The organism is Acidobacteriota bacterium, assembly GCA_016713675.1.
Lineage (GTDB): Bacteria > Acidobacteriota > Blastocatellia > Pyrinomonadales > Pyrinomonadaceae > OLB17.
Window position 1 is genome coordinate 1002045 of record JADJOS010000001.1, and the last position, 21725, is coordinate 1023769.

Consider the following 21725-nt stretch of genomic DNA (forward strand, 5'->3'; position numbering starts at 1 on the left):
GTTTATGACTACGAATCCGACAAACTACACCGAATTTTGGGACTTCTACGTCTCTGAACACAGTCTGCCGCTGACTCGAGCCCTGCATTTCATCGGTACGTCGTTGGGTATCGCCTTATTGGTATTTTTCATCGTACGCGGTCAGTGGTATTTCTTTCCTGCATTTTTCATCGTCGGTTATGCGTTCGCATGGTTTGCACATTTTGTCGTTGAGAAAAATCGACCGGCCAGTTTCCGATTTCCGCTGTGGTCATTTATAAGTGATTTCAAGATGATGTGGTACATGGCCACCGGCCGTATGGGCCGCGAAGTCAAGCGGGTGACCGGCGCGATTCAAGCAAACACGACTACCAACGCGGAATCTGTTGATGTTCGATGACGCTAATGCGCACTATTTGCTTTCGATCTGTTTAGTACGAATGTCCCGTTGAGAGTAGACCCGGCTCCATGGTAGTAAAGGCACGGGCCGCCACCGTCTATTGTCTTCAGCTGCGTACCGGAAAACTTAAACGTTACCTTGCATTTCTTCTTATACCAGATACTTTCCGGGTCGTCGTAGTGCTCCTGATCAGGTATGTTGGTATGAACGGCAGTCGTCGGCTCGATCCAAAAAGCCTTCCCATCAAGCTCACCTATTCCCCCTGCTCCGTTCCCCGTATTCAACCTGAACGTAAATCCTTTTTCATCGGCTGCCGAAATTTCAGCAGAACCGTAAGAACCGGTGTAACGGCCTTCGCGATCGGCCGGCGGTATAGGTGTAACGCTCGCGGTCGGCGTTGGAGTTGGGGTCGGAGTTGGCGTCGACGACGGAATTGGTGTTGGCGAAGGCATGTAATTCTCAGTCAGATCGGATGGCGGATCGGAAAATCTGATTATTCTCAAACTCACGAGTGCCATTGCCCCCAGAACGCTCAACGCAAGAACGGCAACCATCACGCCGGCGACGGTGACAAAAGACGGCCAATTAGGTTTCTGATCGATCGACTGATCCGCATACTGCCCGAATAAGCCGGGCCCGTCACTTGGTCCCGAGGCGGGCGGCATGACCAGAGCTGTCGGCCTCGGTGGTTCGATCTGTTTCCCGCTCGGTGATGTTGCGGGTGATGGCTGATCAGGCGAGAGATCAACAACGGACGGCCCTATGACCGTTGATGCCTGCGAAAATTCACCTAACGCCCACCGGAGATCATCACGCATTTCACGAGCCGACCTGTATCTAACGTCCGGGGATTTTGCTAATGATCTTTCGAGAATAGCCTTTAACCTGCGCGGCGCTTCGACCGTTAGAGGCCTCGGCTCATCACTCAAGATCGCGTACATCCGCTCAGACGGATGTTCTTGCGGAAAAGGGAGCCCGCCGTTGAGTAATTCAAAGAGTACGACTCCTACCGACCAGATATCGGTTTGAGCGCTGCGCTCTCCCTTGAACGATTCCGGCGACATATAGGCGTCAGTTCCGGCCACCAACGCGCTGTTTGATGAAGATTGCATTGCACGCGATATGCCAAAATCCGCCAGCCTTGGAGTTTCGCCCTGAAGCAGAACGTTTTCAGGCTTGACATCGCGGTGAATGATCTTTCGTCCATGCAGAAACTCAAGCCCCTTTAAGATACCGATCGTTAACTGAACTGCCTCGACCGGCGGCAGTGCCCCCTCAAGCTTCAGTTTGTCTGCTAAAGAACCTCCTTCGGCATATTCGCTGGCGATGACTATCTGGCCGTCGTAAACGTCGGCGTCAATGATCGGCAGCACGTTTGGATGGCCGCTGGCTTGTTCCCAGAGTACTGCTTCCTGACTGATCGTTTTCAGATCGACCTGCTCATCTAGCGGCAGCTTGATCGCAAGCTTTTTCGAGAAAAACTGCGAACGCCGCTCAGCGAGCCACACTTCGCCGAAACCGCCTCTTCCAATGCGGCGAATAAGTGTATATGGGCCGATCTGTTGATCCGCGATGAACATAACGGGTGGCGCAGATTATATGTCAAAACCGGATCGGTGGGTAGTCAAAAATACGGGATCTTGAATATATGAACTGCCGCGGGCCATCTTGGCGACATTCTGTTTTGGACACAAATAGAGTAGAATTCGGAGGATATGCTGGCAAATGAGCTCATAAATCCGGACGCTCTCAATTCGACCATCGAATTTCTAACTGCGATGGTCACGCCGGCGTTGTTGATCTCGGCGACGGGTTCGCTTGTGCTTTCGACATCGACTCGGCTCGGACGTGTGATCGACCGTGTTCGCCAGCTTGAGGAACGCCTCAGCGAGTTGATCTATCTCGAAGACAAGGACGACGTGCCGCTCTATGATAAACGCGTCGAGGTAATGGTCGATCTGCTCGACAAGGTGACGAGCCGTGCCCGAATACTCCAGCGGGCGATGGAAATGTTCTATTACGGCTTGGGCATGTTTGTGCTTTGCAGCGTTACGATCGCGGCTGCGGCAATATTTAACTATGTCCGCTGGCTGCCGATCCCGATCGGTATCGTCGGTATTATGTTCCTCTTTGTTGGCACAATTCTTATGATCCGCGAGACGCGAATGGCGACGGCGACGGTCAATGCTGAGATGGATTTCACTTGGGAACTCGCCCGCGAAGTCGCTCCTCGCGAAGTCGCCATCAAATACACTCCTCACGGCAAGGTCAAGGGCATGGGCCTCGCCAGGATCAAGAATGGACGCAAGATACCTAAAACTTTTGGCGGAGAATAGGCTTGTAGGACGAGTCGAAGCTCTTGAGAACTTGCTGCGTTCATGCACCGTTTGCCCGAAAGACTGCGGCAACGACCGTTTGAATGATGAGATCGCCGCCTGCTACTCGGGTCGCCAACCGATAATCTCGAGTTACACCGCACATTTCGGCGAAGAGCCCTGCCTCAGCGGCACAAATGGGGCCGGAAATATTTTTTCGGCAACTGTAATCTTCGGTGTGTTTATTGCCAAAATTACCAGATCTCGCAAACCCACAAAGAGCAGAAAAAGAACGAGATCACGCACGAACGCCTCGCCGAAATGATGCTCGAACTGCAAGACCGAGGCTGCCACAATATCGGCTTCGTCTCGCCTACGCATTTCGCACCGCAAATGGCTAGAGCGATTTTGATCGCTGCGGAAAAGGGCTTACGCCTGCCGATCGTTTATAACACAAACGCATACGACTCGGTCGAGGTTCTGAAATTGCTCGACGGCATAGTCGATATCTATCTTCCCGATCTCAAATACGCTAATTCGGACGCCGGTTTCCAATATTCCAAGGTCCGCGATTACAAAGAACACGCCCGTGCCGCGATCAAAGAAATGCACCGCCAAATGGGCGACTCCCTCGTGTTCGGCGACGACGGCCTTTTAAGGCAGGGCCTGATGATCCGCCTTCTCGTCCTCCCAAACGACATCGCCGGAATCGAGGACAACCTCCGTTGGATCCGCGATGAGCTTAGCCCCAAAACAGCAATCTCGCTCATGGCCCAATACTACGCCACCAACAAAGCCGCGACTGACGATCGCTACATCCTCCTATCCCGCCGCATCTCCGAAGGCGAATGGTTCGAGGCGGTCTCGGTGCTAAACGACCTTGGCATCGAAGAAGGCTTTATGCAGGAATATGAATCGGCGTCGCACTACTATCGCCCGGATTTCACCGATGCGGAAAAACCGTTTAGGGATATAAGGGATTTTCAATGATTAAATCAATCATTTCATCGTTGATACTCATCAGCTCCATTTCGTGCGGCTTTGTAATTAATAACGAGAGCTTCGATTCGGCGAAGTGGAAAGCTGGTGGTCAACGAGACCGTGGACGAATGGTATACGACCTCAAGCGGATCGGTTTGCTGAATAGCAAGTCACCAGACGAAGTAGTAGAACTACTAGGACCGTGTGACTCGAAACACGATCCGAAAGATGGTTTTTTAAGATTTCGTTATCATATTGATACAAACACTCTGATCGATCTCGATTTAGATGTGGATTTCGATACTGAAATTGGAAAGGTTCGGACAGTAAGTATAGGGAGCTAAACTATGAAGATCGGGGACTTGGCACCAGATTTCACACTAACTGATGGCAACGGCGATTCGTGGTCACTAAGTAATTACATTGGACAGACGGTCGTTCTGCTTTTCTATCCGGGCGATAATACGCCGGTTTGTACGGCGCAGCTTTGTTCGGTACGGGACCATTGGTCGGAGTATCAGGCGACCGGAGCTGAGGTTGTTGGGATCTCGACTGATACGGTCGACTCTCATAAAGGCTTTGCCGAAATGAATCGACTACCGCTGCGTCTGCTATCTGACGCGGATCGAAAAGTCTCGGAAATGTACGATATGAAGTCCTGGCTGCCCGGCCGCTCGGCCCGCGGCGTGGTCGTCATCGACGGCGAAGGCAAGATCGCCTATCATAAGGTACAAGCGGTCAGCTTGTTCAAGCCGTCCGACGATGATGTTCTCGCAGCGATCATACTCGCGAACGGATATTGATAAGAAAATTCACCTCAGAGACACTGAGGTCACAGAGTAAGAAAGAGGTTTTAGCAAAAGGGAATGCCGCAGTTCACCATCAATTTTTAGCCTCCGTGTCCTCCGTGACTCTGTGGTAAATTCCCTTTCGTGCTCTCTGTGGTAACATTTTCCTATGGGATTATTTGGAGATAAATTTAAGTGTGGGCGTTGCGGGCTGAAAAACGAACCGATCGGTTTTGCGCCGATTCCGACCGAGCTTGGTCAAAAGATCGGCAGCGAGATGTGTAAGGACTGCTGGAAAGAGTGGCAGGAAAAGCAAAAACAGCTCATTAACCACTTCGGCCTCGACGTGTCGAACCCCGATTCGCACCAGTTCTTGTTCGACAACATGAACATCTTCTTCTACAACGAAGGCGTCGAACTGACACAGATCGACACGTCGAAAGAGGGATCGGTGAACTGGTAGGACTGTCGGAACGCAGGCTGCCAGCCTGCTTCCTTTCGTATTAGAGCAGTCAACGCACTCAGGCTGCCTGCGTTCCGTCATCTCGTCTCAAACTTCAACGAGATCGAATTCATACAATACCTGAGGCCTGTCGGCTGTGGGCCGTCATTGAACACGTGACCGAGATGCGAACCGCACCGCGCACATTCGACCTCGGTTCGGACGCTGCCGAAACTGCGATCGGTCTTTTCCACCACGTTCTTCTTGTTGATCGGCTCATAGAAACTAGGCCAACCGGTTCCGGAATCGAACTTTGATTTCGACGAAAACAGCTTGAGACGGCACGCGGCACAATAATAATCGCCCTCTTCCTTATTTTTGTCGTACTCGCCGGTAAAGGCTCGCTCGGTGCCTTCCTCACGCAGGACGTAATAGGCATCGGGCGAAAGCTGCTTTTTCCACTCTTCCTCAGTCTTTACGATCTCTTTGCCGTCAAACACGTCATCCGAAGACACTGAGGACGCGGGAACTGCCGGTTTTGGAGTAGGCTCAACGACCTTTTCACTGGTCGGTTCCAATACCGCCGAACGGCAAGACGAAAACACCGTCACCGCAATTGCCAACGAAAATAGCGCAAAGATAAATTTGAGTTTCATAATTTAAATGTATCAGATCAGGATCGATACTTGGCCCCGTTATCAAATTCGGCGAGCCGATTCTTCCGGATTCAAGATCGAGTAGCGACCGTCCGGATCTCAATATCGGCGGTTCGTTTACATACCTGGAAACTAAGAGCATAATTTTGACGAATATCTGTTTATGGCAAAGCAGCTCGAACGAAAACACCCGCTCGCTGTCCGTTGGCTGCACTGGGTCAATTTCCCGCTACTCGCGGCGATGATCTGGAGCGGCTTGCTTATCTACTGGGCGAATCCGGTGTATGGAGTTCGCTTGTTCGGCTATGAGCTTTTCAAGTTTTTCCCGTTGTGGTTCTACGAATATCTCGGCATTCCGCAACGCCTCGCCGAAGGCCTCCAGGTGCATTTCTTTTTTATGTGGCTGTTCGCCGTAAATGGTGTGGTATATGTAATTTACACCATTGTGTCTGGAGAATGGCGAGCGATCTGTCCGGTTCCGGCATCGCTAAAACGTGCTCCGCTTGTCGCATTGCATGACGTTCACATCGTCAAGCAAAAGCCTCCGCAGGGCAAATACAACGATGCCCAACGCATCGCCTACACGACCGTGATCGTAATGGGAGCAGGTTCGCTTTTCTCGGGCCTGGCGATCTACAAACCGCTTCAACTCGCGTGGCTTACGGCGTTATTCGGCGGCTACGAGTGGGCGCGTTGGGTGCATTTTTGGCTTACGATACTGTTTGTTCTCTTCTTCACCATTCATGTGATCCAAGTCGCCTTAGCCGGCTGGAGTAATTTTCGTTCGATGATCACGGGTTATGACATCGTCGATGCAGTTGAACCAGAAACGACTGATACTATCGAGGAGGCCGCAGCATGAGCGACGAAGACAAACGCGAGATACTGCTCGAAAAGGTACGCGAGTTTGAGAAACGTACGGGCCGCACCGTCGATTCGTATCCTGACGATCCAGACAATACCGCGTCAGCATTGAACGAGCGCCGTTACCTCAGCGAGCCGATGTCCGTCGAAGACGCAAAACGACAAATGTCGTTGCGTTCGCGGCGGAGCTTTTTGGCTGGGGGAATTTCATCGCTGGCGGGCATTTTCGGCTGGCTTTCGATAAGTGACGAAACCAAAAAGAACCTTTACAATCGCGCTTTTTCCTTCAACGAACGCATCAGCCAGATCTTATACAGCCCCAAACGGCTTGCTCCCGAATTTCCGCCCGACCGTGTTACCGTACCTGCCCGGCAAAACGGTTTCGAAGGTATGGCCGACGCGGTCGATCTCGCGGGTTGGAAATTGAATGTCGGCGGCCTCGCCGGTCGAACTGATGACCTGACACTAACGCTCGATGACATCAAAGACATGCCGCGGACCGAAATGGTCACCGAATTCAAATGCATTGAAGGCTGGAGCACCATCGTGTGTTGGGCCGGCGTACGGTTTTCGGATTTTGCGGAAAAGTACTACCCAGGCGGCGTAGCGGCGTTGCCGTCCTATGTCGCTTTGACGACGCCCGACGATCTCTACTACGTCGGTTGGGACACGCCCAGCATTCTTCATCCGCAGACCCTGCTGGCGTACGAAATGAACGGTGCCCCGTTAAGTCCTGAACATGGAGCTCCTCTGCGTATTGCCAGTACAACAAAATACGGCATCAAGCAGATCAAACGGATCGGCCGTATCGAATTTACCAGCGAACGTCCAAGGGATTTTTGGGCGGAATACGATTATGATTGGTATTCAGGGCACTGATCAGGCTTGGTCTTGCGGCATCTTTCGGAGCAATACTTAACCTCGTCCCAGACCTTCTCCCAGCGTTTTCGCCAGGAAAATGGCCGATTGCAGCGGATGCAGACTTTCTCAGGAAGCGTAGATTTTGTAAAACGAATTTTCATTTCACACGACCATGATATTCGACCGGCTGCAATTCATAAACGAAGAATTTGATGCGACCGACGTAACTCCCGAACAGTATGACCATTTGCTCGCGGACGCCTGGCGGCATTTTGGCTCGCACTTTTTTCGTTACAATTTCGGGATATATGAGGACGAGACCCGGCGTGTCATTCCTTTGAGGATCAGGCTTGCCGACTTTACGATGTCAAAAAGCCAACGCCGCGTTCTTCGCCGCAACGCTGGCCTTGAAGTGTCGATCGGCCCCGCTAACATCACGACTGAGGTCCACGAACTCTTCGAGCGGCACAAGCGCCGTTTCAAAACCGGCATCCCGAATACGATCTACGATTTCATCGCCCGCGACGCCGAGAGTTCGCCGACCGAGCTGTTACAAATTACTGTTCGCGACGACGAAAGACTTGTTGCAATCAGCTTTTTCGACCTTGCCGAACGATCGGTCTCGGCGATCTATGGCTGTTTCGATCCCGAAGAAACAAGCCGAAGCCTCGGCATTTTCACGATGTTAAAGGTCATGGAATACGCGGGCGATCTCGATTTCGATCTCTACTATCACGGCTACGCCTACGAAGGCTCGTCATTCTACGACTACAAAAAGCGTTTCTCCGCCATCGAGGCTTTCGATTGGAATGGAAACTGGTTGCCGCTCAAGTATGAGTAGGAGATTTTGTCGCAGATTTACGCAGATGACACGGATAAAGAAGCTAAAAAATCGGTTCTGATCTGCGATATCCGCGTTGATCTGCGGCAAAAATTCTTAAAGCGTTTTTGTCCACTCAATATATTTTTTCGAATCGAATTTCTTCCCCGTGCTGCCGCTTGCCATGTAACGGATCAGGCCGAAGACCGGCCGTTCGAACCACGCGCGGTCGTGTTTGCCAAAGCACCAGAGAATGCCGCAGTAGGAATTGGGGTTGCGGCCGTCGAGGCAGTATTTGTTGTTGAGATGGACGAGCGTTTCGAAGGCCACTTCATACGAAGGCGACCACGCAATGACGTTTTTGCCCCACAGCATCCGTACGTAATTATGCATCTCGCCGGTCGCGACCATCTCACGCTGGGCGGCGTTCCACAGTTCGTCGTGCGTCTTGCCGTTTTCTAATTGTTCCAGTGAATAGAGATGCGTTCGTTCGTCGTCTGCGTGTTCTCGCATGGTCTTCTGCACCCAGGCCGGCAGTGCATCGAGCGAATCATATTTGTCGTTAAACCGCGTCATGTTAAACGACAGCTCACGTCGGACGATCAGCTCTTCCAAATACGCATCGATCGATTCTTGCGGTGCGTCCGCATCACGAACCGCGAGTGCGATCTCAAGCGGCGACAAATAGCCAAAATGCAGATACGATGACAGCCGTGAAGAACCGTCGCGGTCGGGTTTGCTCCGGGCCTTGTCGTAATCGGGTAATATCTCTTCGACAAATTTCTTCAAACGTTTCCGCCCCTCTATCGTCCCGCCGTGATAAACCTCGCTTGGAGAGACGCTGTGGTCGATGCCGCATGCCGCGACGAGCGACATGATGTTGTCGGTAGTCACGACCGTCTCAGGACAATCGACCTCAAGGCCAAAGCTCGGAGTATCGATCGTTTCGTAAGGCATCGGTTTTAGGTATCGGTCGAGCAATTTGTTGATCTTCGGCCTGATCGTATATGCGGCGTATTCTTCTTTGTCGAATTTCGACATCGGGATGATGCCGTTCGAATCGACGGCGAAGACCGGGATCTCAGCACGTTCGGCGATGCGGCGGTTGTGTTCGGGAATGACAAAGCACGGGAAATCGTCGGTGACGATCAACGCGGCATCCTTAGCGAGAGCGGCGACCGTGTTCTTTGGCGAATCGGCTTCTTTCTGCAAATAAAAGACATAACGGATCCCAAGCCGTTCAAACTCAAGCCGTTTTTCCTCAACGCCCTCTAAAATGAACATATGCAGACGATCTGACGCCCACGGGTAGTAATATTTCAGGCCCTCATACACGACCAGCGGCAATTTCAGCTCATTCGCCCGCCGGATCGCGTAGATCAGAGCATGGTTATTGTCCACACGCTTATACATCTGCATCCAATACAAAACGTACCGAGCATCGGTGTTCACAGGCCTGTCGTTTAGCTGAATAACTCTTTCGTTGATCCTCATAGATACCGTATTATAGGAATTATTGACCACATAGATACATAGGCCACATAGATATGCTGCACAAACCGTTTATTGACACTTATTTAACATTCGTCCGATGTGCGTTTTTGGTTTTCCTATGTTCCCTATGTTTCTATGTGGTTAAAATCCCCGCCCAGGATTTCAAAACCCTCAAACCCGGCGTCGAGTACGCCGAGGTGACCAAAGAGATCAGCGGTAAGTCGGTTAATATGAACCTCCTCCGCCTCGACCTCACCAAGGTTTGCCTCGACGTCCACCACGCCATGGATGCCGCAATCGGCACCGAAAAAACCTCATCCATCGCCACACGCCACGGCGCGTTTGCGGCGATAAATGCGGGGTTTTTTAGGTTGGATACGAGTATTTGGGCGGGTGACGCGGCGGGGCTATTAATGAGTCGGAGCAAATTGCTCAGTGAGCCTACAGCTGGTCGAACTGCTCTGGTACTTTACAATGGGCCGGAAACGACTGAGGCAGCATTCTATCGATTTGAGTATCGCGGATTTCTGATATTCGGCAAAAACGAGAGAATTTCGATTCTAGGTGCCAATCGCGAACGGAATGCAGAAGACCTGGTGCTTTTCACGCCTGAATTTCATCGAACCACTCTTACAAGCGGCGTGGGTTTGGAGGTCAAATTCGTTAAGGACAAAGTTGTTGAAATTGGGAATCTAGTGGGCAACTCGAACATACCAGAAAATGGCTTTGTGCTGTCGGCATCAGGAAAATATCGAGCCGAGCTGTTGAAATTGAAAAGAAACCAGCGAGTGGTCCTCGCTTCAGGTCCGACTCCCGTTGAAGGCGAGCCGGTACCGTTGCCAATCAGCTTTGTTCAAGATGCCGTCGCCGGCGTTCCGCGGCTAATCAAAAATGGCCGTGTAGACATCACATGGGAGCAGGAAAAGACTTCCAAATCGTTTGTCGAGACGCGGCATCCGCGCACGGCGGTGGCGAAGCTCAAGGATGGCAAGTTTTTGATGATTACGGTTGATGGCCGGAGCGAGGCGAGCGGCGGGATCGGTTTGCCGGACCTCGCGGAATATCTACTTAGTCTCGGCGCGACCGACGCGATGAATCTTGACGGCGGCGGCTCGACGACGATGTTTGTGGATGGAAAGGTCGTAAATAAACCGTCTGACAAAGAAGGTGAACGAAAGGTGAGTGACGCGATCCTTGTGACGCTCAGGACCAAAAAGAAATAAGAGCGAGCCTCGACTACGCGTCTACATACTATTTTTACTTGGCAATTTCCGGCTTGGTCTGCGGCTCTATCCTAAAGATAAATCGCTTCAATTCGCGTTTATAAAATCGGTAATACGCAGAATATTTATAGTCAACATCTCCGATCTTCACCGATTGGCCGCCGTAGTTGAATATCGTTTCTTTATCATTTACGGATTGGCCATCGGGTTCGCCCTTACGTTTGATCACATCTTTCGGTCCGATCATGTTGCTGCGGCCGACGTTCGGAACACCGACGATCAATGCCAACGCAAGGCCTTTGCCGGTTTGCCGGAATCCGATGAATATTCCCGATTCGGTTACGAAATGGCCAATGTCCTTTAGAAAGAAGTGCCGCTCCTGATAAGATTCGCCGACACCAAAAACCTCGATCTCAGTAACGAAATACGGATCTTCGACCGAGGCTGCGGTCACCTTCATCACGGTAGTTCCGCGGCCGTTGTAAAAATAGTACTTCGGCAGCCCGCCTTCGTCGGTTCGCGGCTGATAAATGCCGAGAAACTTCTTACCTGAATCGCGGTCACCGAGCGTCAATCCGGCGACGCTGAGTTCCGGCATCTTCGTTCTCGTTTCCTGCGCCGATCCCGTGGAGATATACCAGGTAACGAGCAATAAAGCGGCGGCGAAAACCTTTCGAAATGGAATGTCTCTCATTATAAGATCTCCTTTTTGCCAATCTGGCCTCAATACTGTGCGCCGCTAGAGTATTATAAACAAAGTTTAACACACACGACGTCGCCATTTCAATCACAAAGCGGATGATCCGATTGAACGACCTGCGACCGGTCAACCGTTTTGAGGTCGGGTGAACCGTACATTCGATTCGGAAAACATGGCGAATTGAGTTACTATTGCTGAAAAAATATCTTAGGAGGATGAATATTATGAAGCGATTTATGATGTCGGCAGTGCTGGCTATGTTTAGCCTTGCCTGCGGAGGCGGTGCCGGAGGCGGAGCCAAAGTGGATATCAAGGTCGGAGGCAAAGATACAAGTCTCGTGGTCAAAACCGACGGAACCTACCGATCGGTAAAGACCTTCACTGATATTAACGGGAAGATCACCACGGCTACTTCGTTTGACGTCTATTTGGCTAATTACGAAATGGATCCCACTAGCCCGATAACGATGCGAAAGCCGTTGACTGCGGCAGATCAGGTACGAGTGGCCCTTCATTTGGTTGGTGAAGAAGGTACTGATCGCCAGACAGACTTAAAACCGGGGATCTATAAGGCGGACGCCGGCAGCAAATTCATGAAAGTCGATTCGTTGATCGTTTCGACATTTGCTGACGGTAAAGAGGTGAACACAAGTTTTGACGCACAATCTAGCCAATCCAAGATCACCGGCCAGGTCGAAGTAAAGTCGGTCACGGCCGACTCGATCAGCGGCACTATTGACGTAACGGACGGCGATAAGAACGTGAAAGGCAGCTTTACCGCAAAGATCGCTGCAAAGAAATAGCTCGATCGAGCATAACAAGAGCCCGTCGGACAGCCGGCGGGCTCTTTTTCACTATTTTCTCAAACGCTAAATGGCTAAGACCAGGTCGCCTTCTTTCTCATCGACCAAGGCACTGCCGCCATCGGTAAGCTTGCCAAAGAGTATTTCGTTTGCGAGCGGCTGTTTGATCATTTCGTGAATGAGTCGTGACATCGGCCGGGCACCGTAGCGGGCATCAAAGCCGTTTTTGGCTAGCCATTCGCGTGCCTGTTCGGTGAGCTTGACCAGCACTCGTTTTTCGGCAAGCTGGCCGTTAAGTTCGTTGATAAATTTATCGACGATCAGCTTAATGACCTCCAGATCAAGCGGTTTGAAGGGTACCCATGCGTCGAGACGATTCCGAAACTCCGGAGTGAACGTTCGCTCGATCACGCCTTTGGCGTTGCCTTTGGTATCGGCGGAATTGCGGAATCCCATGCCGCCGGATGACAGTTCGCGGGCACCGGCGTTCGTTGTCATTATCAGTATGACATTTCGAAAGTCGGCCTTTTTGCCGTTGTTGTCGGTCAACGTCGCAGAATCCATCACCTGGAGCAGCAGATTGAAAAGGTTCGGATGAGCCTTTTCGATCTCGTCGAGAACCAACACGGCATGCGGCGTCCGCATGATCGCCTCGGTCAGCAATCCGCCTTGATCGAACCCGACATATCCCGGAGGAGCACCTATCAGACGCGAGACCGTATGAGGCTCGGCATATTCGCTCATATCGAAACGCAGGAACTCGACACCGAGAATTTCGGCAAGCTGTTTTGAAACCTCGGTCTTTCCGACGCCCGTCGGCCCTGAGAACAGGAACGATCCGACAGGTTTGGTTTGTGCACCAAGCCCGGCGCGCGAGATCTGGATCGCGTCGACGATCGCATCGATCGCTTCGTCCTGGCCAAAGATCGCCTTCTTAATATCGTCCCGAAGCGTCTTGAGCCTCTGTTTCTCGTCTGCGACAACGGTTTTCGGCGGAATCTTTGCCATACGGGCGATGGTATTTTCGACCATCTGCACACTGACCTTCTTGGGCCTGCGGCTGGCAGGCAGCAATTTTACGGATGCCCCGACCTCGTCGATGACGTCGATCGCCTTGTCAGGCAAGAAACGGTCGTTGATGTATTTACCGGCAAGTTCGGATGCCGTGTGGAGCGACTCGTTACTGTACTTCACGCCGTGATATTGTTCGTAAAAACGCTTTAGGCCCTTTAGGATCTCGTAGGTTTCCTCAACTGTTGGCTCATTGATCTCTATCTTTTGAAAGCGGCGTGCGAGTGCCCGGTCGCGGTCAAAAGCGGCTTTATATTCGGCATGGGTCGTCGAACCGATACATCGCAACGCGCCGTCGGCAAGAGCTGGTTTCAATATATTCGAGGCGTCCATCGAACCGCCGGAAACGGCTCCGGCACCGACGATCGTATGGATCTCGTCGATGAAAAGAATGGCGTTTTCGTGCTCTTTCAGTTCGTTGATGATCGCTTTGAACCGCTGCTCAAAATCGCCGCGATACCGCGTTCCGGCAAGCACCGCACCCATGTCGAGAGCAAAGATCTTGGCACCTTGCAGCACCTCGGGCACTTCGCCGTTGCTGATCTTGAGCGCGAGGCCCTCGGCCAACGCGGTCTTACCAACGCCGGGCTCGCCAACATACAACGGATTGTTTTTCTTTCGTCGGCATAGCACCTGAATGGTCCGCTCGATCTCGGCCGAGCGTCCGACGATCGGGTCGATCTGACCGGCCGCGGCCTTGGCGACGAGTTCGACCGTAAAGCTCTCAAGCGGTTTTTTGCGTGATTGCCCGCCGCCCATTGGCCCACCGTCAAATTCGTCGTCGTCTTCAATTCCGTCCGGTAGATGCTCGCCGAAATCGACCTTTGAGATTCCGTGCGAAATGTAATTCAAAATGTCGAGCCGCGAAACGCCCTGCTGCAATAGCAAATATACGGCATAGGATTGCTCAGCCTGATACATTGACGCCAAAATGTTTCCGCCGTCAACGGCCGGTTGGCCGCTGCCCTCAGCCTGCAGTACCGCATACGAGATCGTCGATTGAAACGTAGAGGTCAGCTCAGGCATCGATTTGACACCCTCCGGCATTTTCTCGAGCGTCTTTTCAAAATATTCCTGCAATGCACGTCCGATCTCATCGATCTCAGCCCCGCAATTGAACAAGATCTCACGTGCCGCTGCGTCCTCGAGGAGAGCAAACAGCAAATGCTCAAGCGTGACAAACTCGTGCCGATGACGTACCGCCTCATCAACCGCAAAGCTTAAAGTTTCTTCTAATTCTCTCGTCAACATCTTTTAAATATCTTAACAGTTTTCGCCGGAATGAAAATAAATTGTTGTCACAACTTAGATAAACCGAACACCTTCAGGATGTATCTGCGACACATAGATGTTGAAATCAAGACCTGTTGCGGCGTACACGGATCTCATTGCCGCTGCCACGGCTTCGGCTGTTTTTGCTGTTTCGCTGATCATGAACATTGATGGCCCGGAACCCGATATACCTCCGCCGAGTGCTCCGGCGGCGAGACTTGTGGATTTGACCTCGTCGAATTTCGGAATCAGCGAGCTGCGAACGGGTTCGATGATCGTATCGACCATCGAGCGTGAGATGAGTCCGAGATCACCCTTCGCAAGTGCTGCAACGAGCGAGCCAAGATTGCTCCAGTTACGGACCGCTTCCTTTAGCGGCACCTGCTTCGGCAAGATCGCACGGGCTTCGCTGGTCCTTATCTCGATCTGAGGATGTATGACCGTTGCAAAAAGAGGTGGAAATTCGAGCTCGACAATGTCTAACGGTTCGGTCGATCGCACCAGGGTAAAACCGCCGAAGATACAAGGGGCCAGATTGTCAGCATGCCGCGAACCCGACGCCAGCATCTCGCCGGCCATGGCGATCTCGACCAGTTCGAGATTGGTGAATCGATCACCGATAAGCCTGTTTGCAGCCACAACGGCCCCGCACGCGCTGGCAGCACTAGATCCGATACCACTTCCCGGCTTGATACTCTTGGTTATTTCGACTTCAAATCCGTGTTCGATCTCGGCCGCATCAATAAATGCCAGCAACGCAACGCCCGCCACATTTCTTTCGGCCACGGTCGAAAGTCCAAATTCATCGTGATGCACGATCCGCACCTCGCAGGTGTCGATCATTCGCACGGTCATCTCGTCATACGGCTCGCTCAACGCAAAACCGAGACAATCAAAACCGCATACGACGTTTGATACTGTTGCGGGCGATAACACCCTTACTTCGTCCATATTTCGTGAAATTGTCCAAGCCGTATATCATTTAGTGCTTGAGATCTTCATCAATAGATGCACTACTTTAGCACAAACCGAACCTCGGCTCATGCCTCATTTTGCGAGGCCGTACTCGCTGGACAGCCGAGCGACAAAGGTCTGTATTTTCCATCGGAGATCCCTAAACTCGCGCCGGACTTTGTCTCCGGAATGTATGATCGATCCAACGAGCAGATCGCGTTCGAGGTAATTCGACCGTTTGTCGGTGGAGAGATACCTGACGAAAAGCTTTTCGATATCTGCAGGGAAACAGTAGATTTCGCCTTTCCGCTTGTGGAGATCACCGATCGCATCTCGACGCTCGAATTGTTTCATGGACCGACGCTCGCATTCAAGGATATCGGGGCGAGGTTCATGAGCCGATGTCTGCGGTATTTTTCAAAGGACAATAAGGAAAAGACCGTCGTCGTGGTCGCAACTTCAGGTGATACGGGCGGGGCGGTCGCGGCTGGATTTCACGGTGTCGAGGGAATCGAAGTCGTGATCTTGTATCCAAAAGGCAAGGTAAGCAAAGTTCAGGAATTGCAGCTTACGACACTTGGCGGAAATGTAACTACATTGGAACTACGAGGTAACTTCGACGATTGTCAAGCACTCGCAAAACAGGCACTTTCGGATGGAGATATCCAATCGAAGGTTAACCTCACCTCGGCCAATTCGATCAACGTTGCCCGCTGGCTGCCTCAGCAGTTCTATTATTTTTACGCTCTAAAACAATGGAGCGGCGAACCGCCGGTGATCTCGGTGCCCAGCGGAAACTTCGGTAATCTCGCATCGGGCATTTTGGCTCAGATATCTGGATTGCCTGTCAATAAGTTCATTGCTGCGTGCAATGCAAATGATGTCGTTCCGAGATATTTGCGCACCGAACATTATGAACCACGTCGATCGGTCGCCACGTTGTCAAATGCGATGGACGTCGGGTCGCCAAGCAATTTTGTTCGGATTCTTGAGATATTCGACAACAAATTTGTTGATCTAAGCGAGGGACTAGAATCCGTTAGTATCACTGACGAAATAACTAGCTCGACGATGCGTGACGTTTTCGCACAATGTAATTACATTCTTGATCCGCACGGAGCAGTCGGCTATCGCGCTCTTGCGGACTATCTGAATCGACATCGCGACTTGCGGGGCATTTTCCTTGAAACTGCTCATCCAGTAAAATTCGATTCGGTAGATCAAATAATTGGCACCCAAGGTGATGTACCGGCATCGGTCGTTAGCCTGATGTTGAGAGAAAAGCAAAGCATCGAGATCGACAACGATTACTCTCAAGTGAAAGATATTCTTTTGTCCAAAATATGAAGGTCCTTAAATTCGGCGGGTCGTCCGTGGGCAGCTCCGAAACAATAGAACAAGTAGTCAATATAATCCGACGTACGCGAGCTGACGGTCCGTGCGCGGTCGTGCTTTCGGCGATGCAGGGTACAACCGACTCACTGATCGAAGTCGGCCGATCCGCCGAACGAGGCCATGACGGATATATCGAGATCCTTAGCAACATTGGCGAAAGGCATGTTGCCGCGATACGCGAGCTTTTTAGCGACGGTGACCGTTTCTCTATCGCAGATTTCATAGAGACAACTGTTAAGGAACTCGAAGACCTTTGTGAAGGTGTCCGACTGATCCGCGAACTCTCGCCCAAGACGCTTGATCGTATCCTCAGTTTTGGCGAGATCGTCGCGTCGAAAATTGTTGCCGCCAAACTCGCCGTTGACGGCATAGATAACGAATGGACAGACAGCCGTTTACTGATCCGCACTGATTCGGGCCACGGATTTGCGACAGTCGATTTCGCTGAAACCAACAAGCGCATCAAAGGACACCTTGATCAATCGTCCATCGGCCTTCACATTTTTCCGGGCTTTATTTCGTCGGACTCAGCCGGATATACAACCACTCTCGGACGCGGAGGCTCTGACTATACGGCGGCGATCATCGCAGCCGCGATCGACGCGGACGTACTGGAGATCTGGACCGATGTTTCGGGAATGATGACCGCAGATCCGCGGTTTGTTCGAAACGTGAGACAAATTTCACACATTACATATCGCGAAGCGATGGAGTTGTCGCACTTTGGTGCCAAGGTCATCTATCCGCCGACGATCCAGCCGGTAATGGCCAAGGGCATTCCGATCCTTGTCAAGAATACATTCGAACCCGATGATCACGGCACTCTGATCGAATCGGAATCTGCCGCAAAATCAGGGATGATCCGCGGCATCACAAGCATCGACAAGATCACTGTCCTCAGCCTCGAGGGAAGCGGAATGGTCGGGATTCCCGGCTTTTCAAAGCGTTTGTTCGACGCGCTTTCGCGTGCTTCGATCAACGTCATTCTTATAACTCAGAGTTCTTCCGAACACTCGATCTGCGTTGCGATAGAAGACAAATTTGCGAGTGAAGCGAAACAAGCCGTTGATCGGGAATTTGAATACGAGATAGCCGTCGGCCGAATAGAACCGCTGGGCGTCGAAAACGGCTTTTCGATACTCGCACTCGTCGGCGATAACATGAAGGAACACACCGGCGTCAGCGGCAAAATGTTCACTACGTTGGGCAACAATGGCATCAATATTCACGCCATTGCTCAGGGCTCCAGCGAACGTAACATCTCGGCTATCATCTCATCAAAAGATGTGCGAAAGGCCGTCAACACACTGCACGAAGAGTTTTTCTCGGATGGCAATAAGCAGATCAACATTTTCATTGCCGGCGTCGGAACGGTCGGCAGCCGTTTGATAGATCAACTCCGTGCACAGCATCAACACCTTTCGGACGAACTGAGATTGAACGTTCGAGTCGTTGGAATAGCGAATAGCAGACAAGCCTTGCTTGCCGAAGAAGGCATTGACCTCTCCGAATATAAAGACAGCCTCGCCGCTGCTCCGGCGATGAAAATCACGGACTTTGCAGATTCGATCATTGAACAGAACCTGCGTAATTCAGTGTTCGTCGATGTCACCGCGAGTTCGGATGTTGTTGGCGTCTATGGCAAACTTCTGGCGAAAAGTATTTCAGTCATCGCCTGCAACAAGGTCGCCGCTTCGTCGGAATACGAGAAATACTCAAGTTTGAAAGGCACGGCACGGGAATTCGGCACAAACTTTTTCTTCGAAACAAATGTCGGTGCCGGGTTGCCGGTCATCAATACACTTAACGATCTATTAAGAAGCGGCGACCGTGTGAACCGTATCGAAGCCGTGCTCTCGGGCACACTCAATTTTGTTTTCAACAACTACGACGGCACATGCAAATTTGCCGAGGTCGTCCGGCAAGCTCAGAACGAAGGTTACACCGAACCGGATCCGCGGCTCGACCTGAGCGGAACTGATGTCGCCCGAAAGATCCTGATCCTCGCCCGCGAGGCCGGACATCGCATCGAAATGGTGGACATCGCGAACACAGCATTCTTGCCCGAATCATGCATGGCCGGAGATGTCGATGATTTTTATGCCGAGATGGAAAGACAAGAGCCTCATTTCCGCAACCTGCTCGACAATGCTCACGCTCAAGGCCTGAAGCTCAAATATATCGCATCGTTCAATGACGGCAAGGCTGCTGTCGGACTGCAATCGATCGGTCCCGACCACAACTTTGCCAACCTGTCGGGCAAGGACAATGCCGTTCTCTTTTATACAAATCGGTACAGCGAACAGCCGCTTGTAATAAAGGGAGCCGGAGCCGGAGCAGACGTGACGGCGGCCGGAGTTTTTGCCGACATTATTCGTGCGGCCCGGTAACGAAAAGGGGGCCGCTGAAGCGGCCCTGATCCTCAATCCAATTGGCCGAATTTCCCCATCTGATAATCACGCATCGCCTGGGCGATCTCCTCTTTGGTGTTCATTAGGAATGGTCCGTATTGGGCGATCGGTTCGTTCAAAGGTTCGCCGCTCATGACCAGCAGAACGCTGTCTTCGATCGCGTCGACGGTAATGTGCTCACCGTCGCGTTCGAATAGGGCAAGATGGTTGGTCGGCAACGTTTCGGTTCCATTGAACTTTGCCGAGCCTTGGATAGCCAGTATCGCTGTCGTGTATCCATCGGGATGATCAAGTTCGACTCTTTCACCTTTTTTTATCTTTAGGTTGTAAAGATGCACCGGTGAAAACGTCGTCGCCGGTCCTTTTACACCAGCGAACTCACCCGCAATTATCTCGACCTCGCCGCCGCTCTCGAGTGCGACACGTCCCATCTCGGCGTTAGTGATCGCCTGATATTTCGGCTCGGTCATCTTGTCCTTTGCAGGCAGATTGACCCAAAGCTGTACCATTTGGAATGGTCCGCCCTGACGGTTGTATTCCTGTTCGTGATATTCCTTGTGGAGCAGCCCGCTGCCGGCCGTCATCCACTGAACGTCGCCTTCGCCGATCACGCCGCCGTTGCCGCGGCTGTCGTGATGCGCAACCTTACCTTTGTATGCGATCGTCACCGTCTCAAACCCACGATGCGGATGGGGCCCGACGCCAAACGGTTCTTCACGCGGCGGAAAGTTAGTCAGAGCATTGTAATCGAGCAAGAAGAAAGGGCTCATCCTCGCTCCGGTCAGAGGCCCGTGGGGAAAGAATCCGTGTACGTCAAATCCGTCACCAACCCAATGTTTAGGCGGCGGGGCGACGATCTTTTCAACCTTTTTGGTAACAGCAGACATTTTCGCTTTCATAAGTTCTCCTTGTGTTGACGCGATCCGCGTCGTTACATAAGGAAAGTCTACACCCAACTCAGGTGCAATACATCGGCAATTGTGGTTACGAAAACCTAATACTTTTAGGTGAACGGCGACACTGTGCAGATGCCAATATTGTTACCTTTTTCTCGACACCATCAATCCATCGCGGATCGGCAAGAGAATATTTTCGACGCGGTCGTCCGCAAGGATCTTTTGATTATATTCGTGCAGGGCCTGAGTGTTCTCGTCCTTTTCGTCTTCGAGGACATGGCCGCTCCAGAGGACGTTGTCAGCAATTATGAAGCCGCCGGACCTCACTTTGTCGAAAACGAGATCGTAATAATGCGAATAGTTCGGTTTGTCGGCGTCGATGAATACAAGATCGAACGTCTCTTCGAGCGTCGGTATGATGTCGGTCGCAAAACCAAGGTGAAACTCGATGCGGTCGTGAAACTCACTCTTTTCGACGAACGAGCGCGCGACGGCGTTGGTGTCTTCCTGTATATCTAATGTAATTACCTTACCGCCGTCGGCTAGGCCTTCGGCAAAACACAGTGCCGAGTAGCCAAGATAGGTACCTATCTCGAGTACGACCTGCGGCTTGATCATGTGTGTGAACATCGCCAACAAACGACCTTGGACAAATCCCGACAGCATCGCCTTGTCTTCGAAATTGGCATAGCAATGTTCGCGCAGTGAACTCAGGACAGGGCTCTCGTCGGAAGTAAACCGTTCTGCGTATTCAATGATCTCTTCTGTAAATATCATAGATCTACTCTTACCAAACCGCGTTTTATTGCCGTGGTGGCTGCCGACGTCCGGTCGGAAACACCGATCTTGCCAAAGATATTTTGAACGTGGGTTTTTATCGTATTCTCGGACTTGTCGAGTGCAAAGGCGATCTCTTTGTTCGACATACCGCCGACGACCATCCGGAGGACGTTTGTTTCGGCGTCTGTGAGTTCTTCCTGGCCGATGTGTTCGCTGAGTATCTGTGCAATATCGTCCGGAATATACTTTTTACCCGCGGCGACGGTTCGAATGGCAGTAAGCAGTTCGCCCGGCGACACGTCTTTGCAGATATATCCTGCGGCACCTTTCTTAAGTGCACGTGAAATTTCTCCATCACCGGCGTGTTCAGCGAGGACAATGATCTTCGCTTTCGGCCGCTCGGCAAAATAATCATCAAGGTCATCGATCGAGCACGAATCAGGAAAACGCAGCCCTAATATCGTCACGTCCGGAGACAATTCACGAAACCGGCGAAAACCGTCGGCCGCAGCGTCGGTCTCACCGACGATCTCGATATCAGCTTCGCCGCCGATGACCGAATTAATGCCGAGGCGCGTGAGAGGCTGGTTTTCGATGAGTAGTAACTTGATCAAGTCATT

22 protein-coding genes are annotated in these 21725 nt (G+C 51.7%); 12 read left to right on the forward strand and 10 right to left on the reverse strand.

Annotation, left to right across the window (positions count from 1 at the left end):
- The first annotated feature begins 4 nt into the window (after nt 1-4).
- Nucleotides 5-379: a DUF962 domain-containing protein gene (locus IPK01_04495; protein MBK7932752.1), complete on the forward strand. Its 375-nt coding sequence runs from the start codon at nt 5-7 to the stop codon at nt 377-379.
- Between the two features lie 2 nt (nt 380-381).
- Here the strand turns inward: IPK01_04495 and IPK01_04500 are convergent, their stop codons facing one another.
- A complete protein-coding gene (locus IPK01_04500; protein ID MBK7932753.1) occupies nt 382-1959 on the reverse strand; it encodes a serine/threonine protein kinase in 1578 nt (525 codons plus the stop codon).
- A gap of 135 nt (nt 1960-2094) precedes the next feature.
- Between IPK01_04500 and IPK01_04505 the strand changes: the two genes are divergently transcribed.
- From IPK01_04505 to IPK01_04520, 4 genes are all read left to right on the forward strand, one after another.
- On the forward strand, nt 2095-2715 hold the full coding sequence (locus tag IPK01_04505; GenBank protein MBK7932754.1) for a DUF2721 domain-containing protein: 621 nt from the start codon (nt 2095-2097) through the stop codon (nt 2713-2715).
- 99 nt (nt 2716-2814) lie between these two features.
- Nucleotides 2815-3684 (forward strand): radical SAM protein, encoded by an 870-nt coding sequence (locus IPK01_04510; GenBank protein MBK7932755.1) that lies wholly within the window; start codon nt 2815-2817, stop codon nt 3682-3684.
- Between the two features lie 338 nt (nt 3685-4022).
- The gene (locus tag IPK01_04515) at nt 4023-4478 is read left to right on the forward strand and encodes a peroxiredoxin (protein ID MBK7932756.1); all 456 of its coding nucleotides are present in this window, start codon (nt 4023-4025) and stop codon (nt 4476-4478) included.
- Between the two features lie 154 nt (nt 4479-4632).
- Nucleotides 4633-4926 (forward strand): Fe(2+)-trafficking protein, encoded by a 294-nt coding sequence (locus IPK01_04520; protein ID MBK7932757.1) that lies wholly within the window; start codon nt 4633-4635, stop codon nt 4924-4926.
- 77 nt (nt 4927-5003) lie between these two features.
- Here IPK01_04520 and msrB read toward each other — a convergent pair whose 3' ends face one another.
- Nucleotides 5004-5561 (reverse strand): peptide-methionine (R)-S-oxide reductase MsrB, encoded by a 558-nt coding sequence (gene msrB, locus IPK01_04525; protein MBK7932758.1) that lies wholly within the window; start codon nt 5559-5561, stop codon nt 5004-5006.
- 163 nt (nt 5562-5724) lie between these two features.
- On the opposite strand from msrB, the gene IPK01_04530 reads away from it, so the two are divergent.
- Together IPK01_04530 and IPK01_04535 are read left to right on the forward strand one after the other, a co-directional pair.
- Nucleotides 5725-6423, forward strand: a complete 699-nt coding sequence (locus IPK01_04530) for a cytochrome b/b6 domain-containing protein (GenBank protein MBK7932759.1) — start codon at nt 5725-5727, stop codon at nt 6421-6423.
- 140 nt (nt 6424-6563) lie between these two features.
- Nucleotides 6564-7304 carry a molybdopterin-dependent oxidoreductase gene (locus IPK01_04535; protein MBK7932760.1) on the forward strand — a complete coding sequence of 247 codons (741 nt, stop codon included), beginning with the start codon at nt 6564-6566 and terminating at the stop codon, nt 7302-7304.
- On the opposite strand, the gene IPK01_04540 is transcribed toward IPK01_04535, so the two are convergent.
- Nucleotides 7280-7447: a DUF2256 domain-containing protein gene (locus IPK01_04540; GenBank protein ID MBK7932761.1), complete on the reverse strand. Its 168-nt coding sequence runs from the start codon at nt 7445-7447 to the stop codon at nt 7280-7282. The two genes, IPK01_04535 and IPK01_04540, sit on opposite strands and share 25 nt — an antisense overlap.
- Nucleotides 7448-7458: 11 nt before the next feature.
- Between IPK01_04540 and IPK01_04545 the strand changes: the two genes are divergently transcribed.
- The gene (locus IPK01_04545) at nt 7459-8127 is read left to right on the forward strand and encodes a GNAT family N-acetyltransferase (protein ID MBK7932762.1); all 669 of its coding nucleotides are present in this window, start codon (nt 7459-7461) and stop codon (nt 8125-8127) included.
- A gap of 96 nt (nt 8128-8223) precedes the next feature.
- Here the strand turns inward: IPK01_04545 and IPK01_04550 are convergent, their stop codons facing one another.
- Nucleotides 8224-9600, reverse strand: a complete 1377-nt coding sequence (locus IPK01_04550) for a deoxyribodipyrimidine photo-lyase (protein MBK7932763.1) — start codon at nt 9598-9600, stop codon at nt 8224-8226.
- Nucleotides 9601-9737: 137 nt separating this feature from the next.
- On the opposite strand from IPK01_04550, the gene IPK01_04555 reads away from it, so the two are divergent.
- The gene (locus IPK01_04555; GenBank protein ID MBK7932764.1) at nt 9738-10823 is read left to right on the forward strand and encodes a phosphodiester glycosidase family protein; all 1086 of its coding nucleotides are present in this window, start codon (nt 9738-9740) and stop codon (nt 10821-10823) included.
- Nucleotides 10824-10857: 34 nt separating this feature from the next.
- On the opposite strand, the gene IPK01_04560 is transcribed toward IPK01_04555, so the two are convergent.
- Nucleotides 10858-11517, reverse strand: coding sequence for a hypothetical protein (locus IPK01_04560; protein MBK7932765.1), 660 nt, complete (start codon nt 11515-11517; stop codon nt 10858-10860).
- A gap of 230 nt (nt 11518-11747) precedes the next feature.
- On the opposite strand from IPK01_04560, the gene IPK01_04565 reads away from it, so the two are divergent.
- The gene (locus tag IPK01_04565) at nt 11748-12326 is read left to right on the forward strand and encodes a hypothetical protein (GenBank protein ID MBK7932766.1); all 579 of its coding nucleotides are present in this window, start codon (nt 11748-11750) and stop codon (nt 12324-12326) included.
- A 66-nt stretch (nt 12327-12392) separates the two neighbouring features.
- Here IPK01_04565 and clpA read toward each other — a convergent pair whose 3' ends face one another.
- On the reverse strand, nt 12393-14648 hold the full coding sequence (clpA, locus tag IPK01_04570) for an ATP-dependent Clp protease ATP-binding subunit ClpA (GenBank protein MBK7932767.1): 2256 nt from the start codon (nt 14646-14648) through the stop codon (nt 12393-12395).
- 54 nt (nt 14649-14702) lie between these two features.
- A complete protein-coding gene (locus IPK01_04575) occupies nt 14703-15620 on the reverse strand; it encodes a homoserine kinase (protein ID MBK7932768.1) in 918 nt (305 codons plus the stop codon).
- Nucleotides 15621-15677: 57 nt separating this feature from the next.
- Here IPK01_04575 and thrC point away from each other — a divergent pair, with 57 nt between their 5' ends.
- Together thrC and thrA are read left to right on the forward strand one after the other, a co-directional pair.
- Nucleotides 15678-16970 carry a threonine synthase gene (gene thrC, locus IPK01_04580; protein ID MBK7932769.1) on the forward strand — a complete coding sequence of 431 codons (1293 nt, stop codon included), beginning with the start codon at nt 15678-15680 and terminating at the stop codon, nt 16968-16970.
- Entirely contained in the window at nt 16967-19408 is a 2442-nt protein-coding gene (gene thrA / locus IPK01_04585) for a bifunctional aspartate kinase/homoserine dehydrogenase I (protein MBK7932770.1), read from the forward strand. The genes thrC and thrA overlap by 4 nt, the downstream gene beginning before the upstream one ends.
- Before the next feature lie 32 nt (nt 19409-19440).
- On the opposite strand, the gene IPK01_04590 is transcribed toward thrA, so the two are convergent.
- The 3 genes from IPK01_04590 to IPK01_04600 form a co-directional block, all read right to left on the reverse strand.
- Entirely contained in the window at nt 19441-20316 is an 876-nt protein-coding gene (locus tag IPK01_04590) for a pirin family protein (GenBank protein MBK7932771.1), read from the reverse strand.
- A gap of 153 nt (nt 20317-20469) precedes the next feature.
- Nucleotides 20470-21102: a class I SAM-dependent methyltransferase gene (locus IPK01_04595; GenBank protein ID MBK7932772.1), complete on the reverse strand. Its 633-nt coding sequence runs from the start codon at nt 21100-21102 to the stop codon at nt 20470-20472.
- The gene (locus IPK01_04600) at nt 21099-21719 is read right to left on the reverse strand and encodes a response regulator transcription factor (protein ID MBK7932773.1); all 621 of its coding nucleotides are present in this window, start codon (nt 21717-21719) and stop codon (nt 21099-21101) included. Before IPK01_04600 ends, IPK01_04595 begins: the two co-directional genes overlap by 4 nt.
- Nucleotides 21720-21725 lie beyond the last annotated feature (6 nt).

What these genes read in the sequence shown, in the direction of transcription:
- IPK01_04495 (MBK7932752.1), top strand. Translation starts at nt 5, where the DNA reads ATGACTACGAATCCGACAAACTACACCGAATTTTGGGACTTCTACGTC.
- IPK01_04500 (MBK7932753.1), bottom strand. Translation starts at nt 1,959, where the DNA reads ATGTTCATCGCGGATCAACAGATCGGCCCATATACACTTATTCGCCGC.
- IPK01_04505 (MBK7932754.1), top strand. Translation starts at nt 2,095, where the DNA reads ATGCTGGCAAATGAGCTCATAAATCCGGACGCTCTCAATTCGACCATC.
- IPK01_04515 (MBK7932756.1), top strand. Translation starts at nt 4,023, where the DNA reads ATGAAGATCGGGGACTTGGCACCAGATTTCACACTAACTGATGGCAAC.
- IPK01_04520 (MBK7932757.1), top strand. Translation starts at nt 4,633, where the DNA reads ATGGGATTATTTGGAGATAAATTTAAGTGTGGGCGTTGCGGGCTGAAA.
- msrB (MBK7932758.1), bottom strand. Translation starts at nt 5,561, where the DNA reads ATGAAACTCAAATTTATCTTTGCGCTATTTTCGTTGGCAATTGCGGTG.
- IPK01_04530 (MBK7932759.1), top strand. Translation starts at nt 5,725, where the DNA reads ATGGCAAAGCAGCTCGAACGAAAACACCCGCTCGCTGTCCGTTGGCTG.
- IPK01_04535 (MBK7932760.1), top strand. Translation starts at nt 6,564, where the DNA reads ATGTCCGTCGAAGACGCAAAACGACAAATGTCGTTGCGTTCGCGGCGG.
- IPK01_04540 (MBK7932761.1), bottom strand. Translation starts at nt 7,447, where the DNA reads ATGAAAATTCGTTTTACAAAATCTACGCTTCCTGAGAAAGTCTGCATC.
- IPK01_04545 (MBK7932762.1), top strand. Translation starts at nt 7,459, where the DNA reads ATGATATTCGACCGGCTGCAATTCATAAACGAAGAATTTGATGCGACC.
- IPK01_04550 (MBK7932763.1), bottom strand. Translation starts at nt 9,600, where the DNA reads ATGAGGATCAACGAAAGAGTTATTCAGCTAAACGACAGGCCTGTGAAC.
- IPK01_04560 (MBK7932765.1), bottom strand. Translation starts at nt 11,517, where the DNA reads ATGAGAGACATTCCATTTCGAAAGGTTTTCGCCGCCGCTTTATTGCTC.
- IPK01_04565 (MBK7932766.1), top strand. Translation starts at nt 11,748, where the DNA reads ATGAAGCGATTTATGATGTCGGCAGTGCTGGCTATGTTTAGCCTTGCC.
- clpA (MBK7932767.1), bottom strand. Translation starts at nt 14,648, where the DNA reads ATGTTGACGAGAGAATTAGAAGAAACTTTAAGCTTTGCGGTTGATGAG.
- IPK01_04575 (MBK7932768.1), bottom strand. Translation starts at nt 15,620, where the DNA reads ATGGACGAAGTAAGGGTGTTATCGCCCGCAACAGTATCAAACGTCGTA.
- thrC (MBK7932769.1), top strand. Translation starts at nt 15,678, where the DNA reads ATGCACTACTTTAGCACAAACCGAACCTCGGCTCATGCCTCATTTTGC.
- thrA (MBK7932770.1), top strand. Translation starts at nt 16,967, where the DNA reads ATGAAGGTCCTTAAATTCGGCGGGTCGTCCGTGGGCAGCTCCGAAACA.
- IPK01_04590 (MBK7932771.1), bottom strand. Translation starts at nt 20,316, where the DNA reads ATGTCTGCTGTTACCAAAAAGGTTGAAAAGATCGTCGCCCCGCCGCCT.
- IPK01_04595 (MBK7932772.1), bottom strand. Translation starts at nt 21,102, where the DNA reads ATGATATTTACAGAAGAGATCATTGAATACGCAGAACGGTTTACTTCC.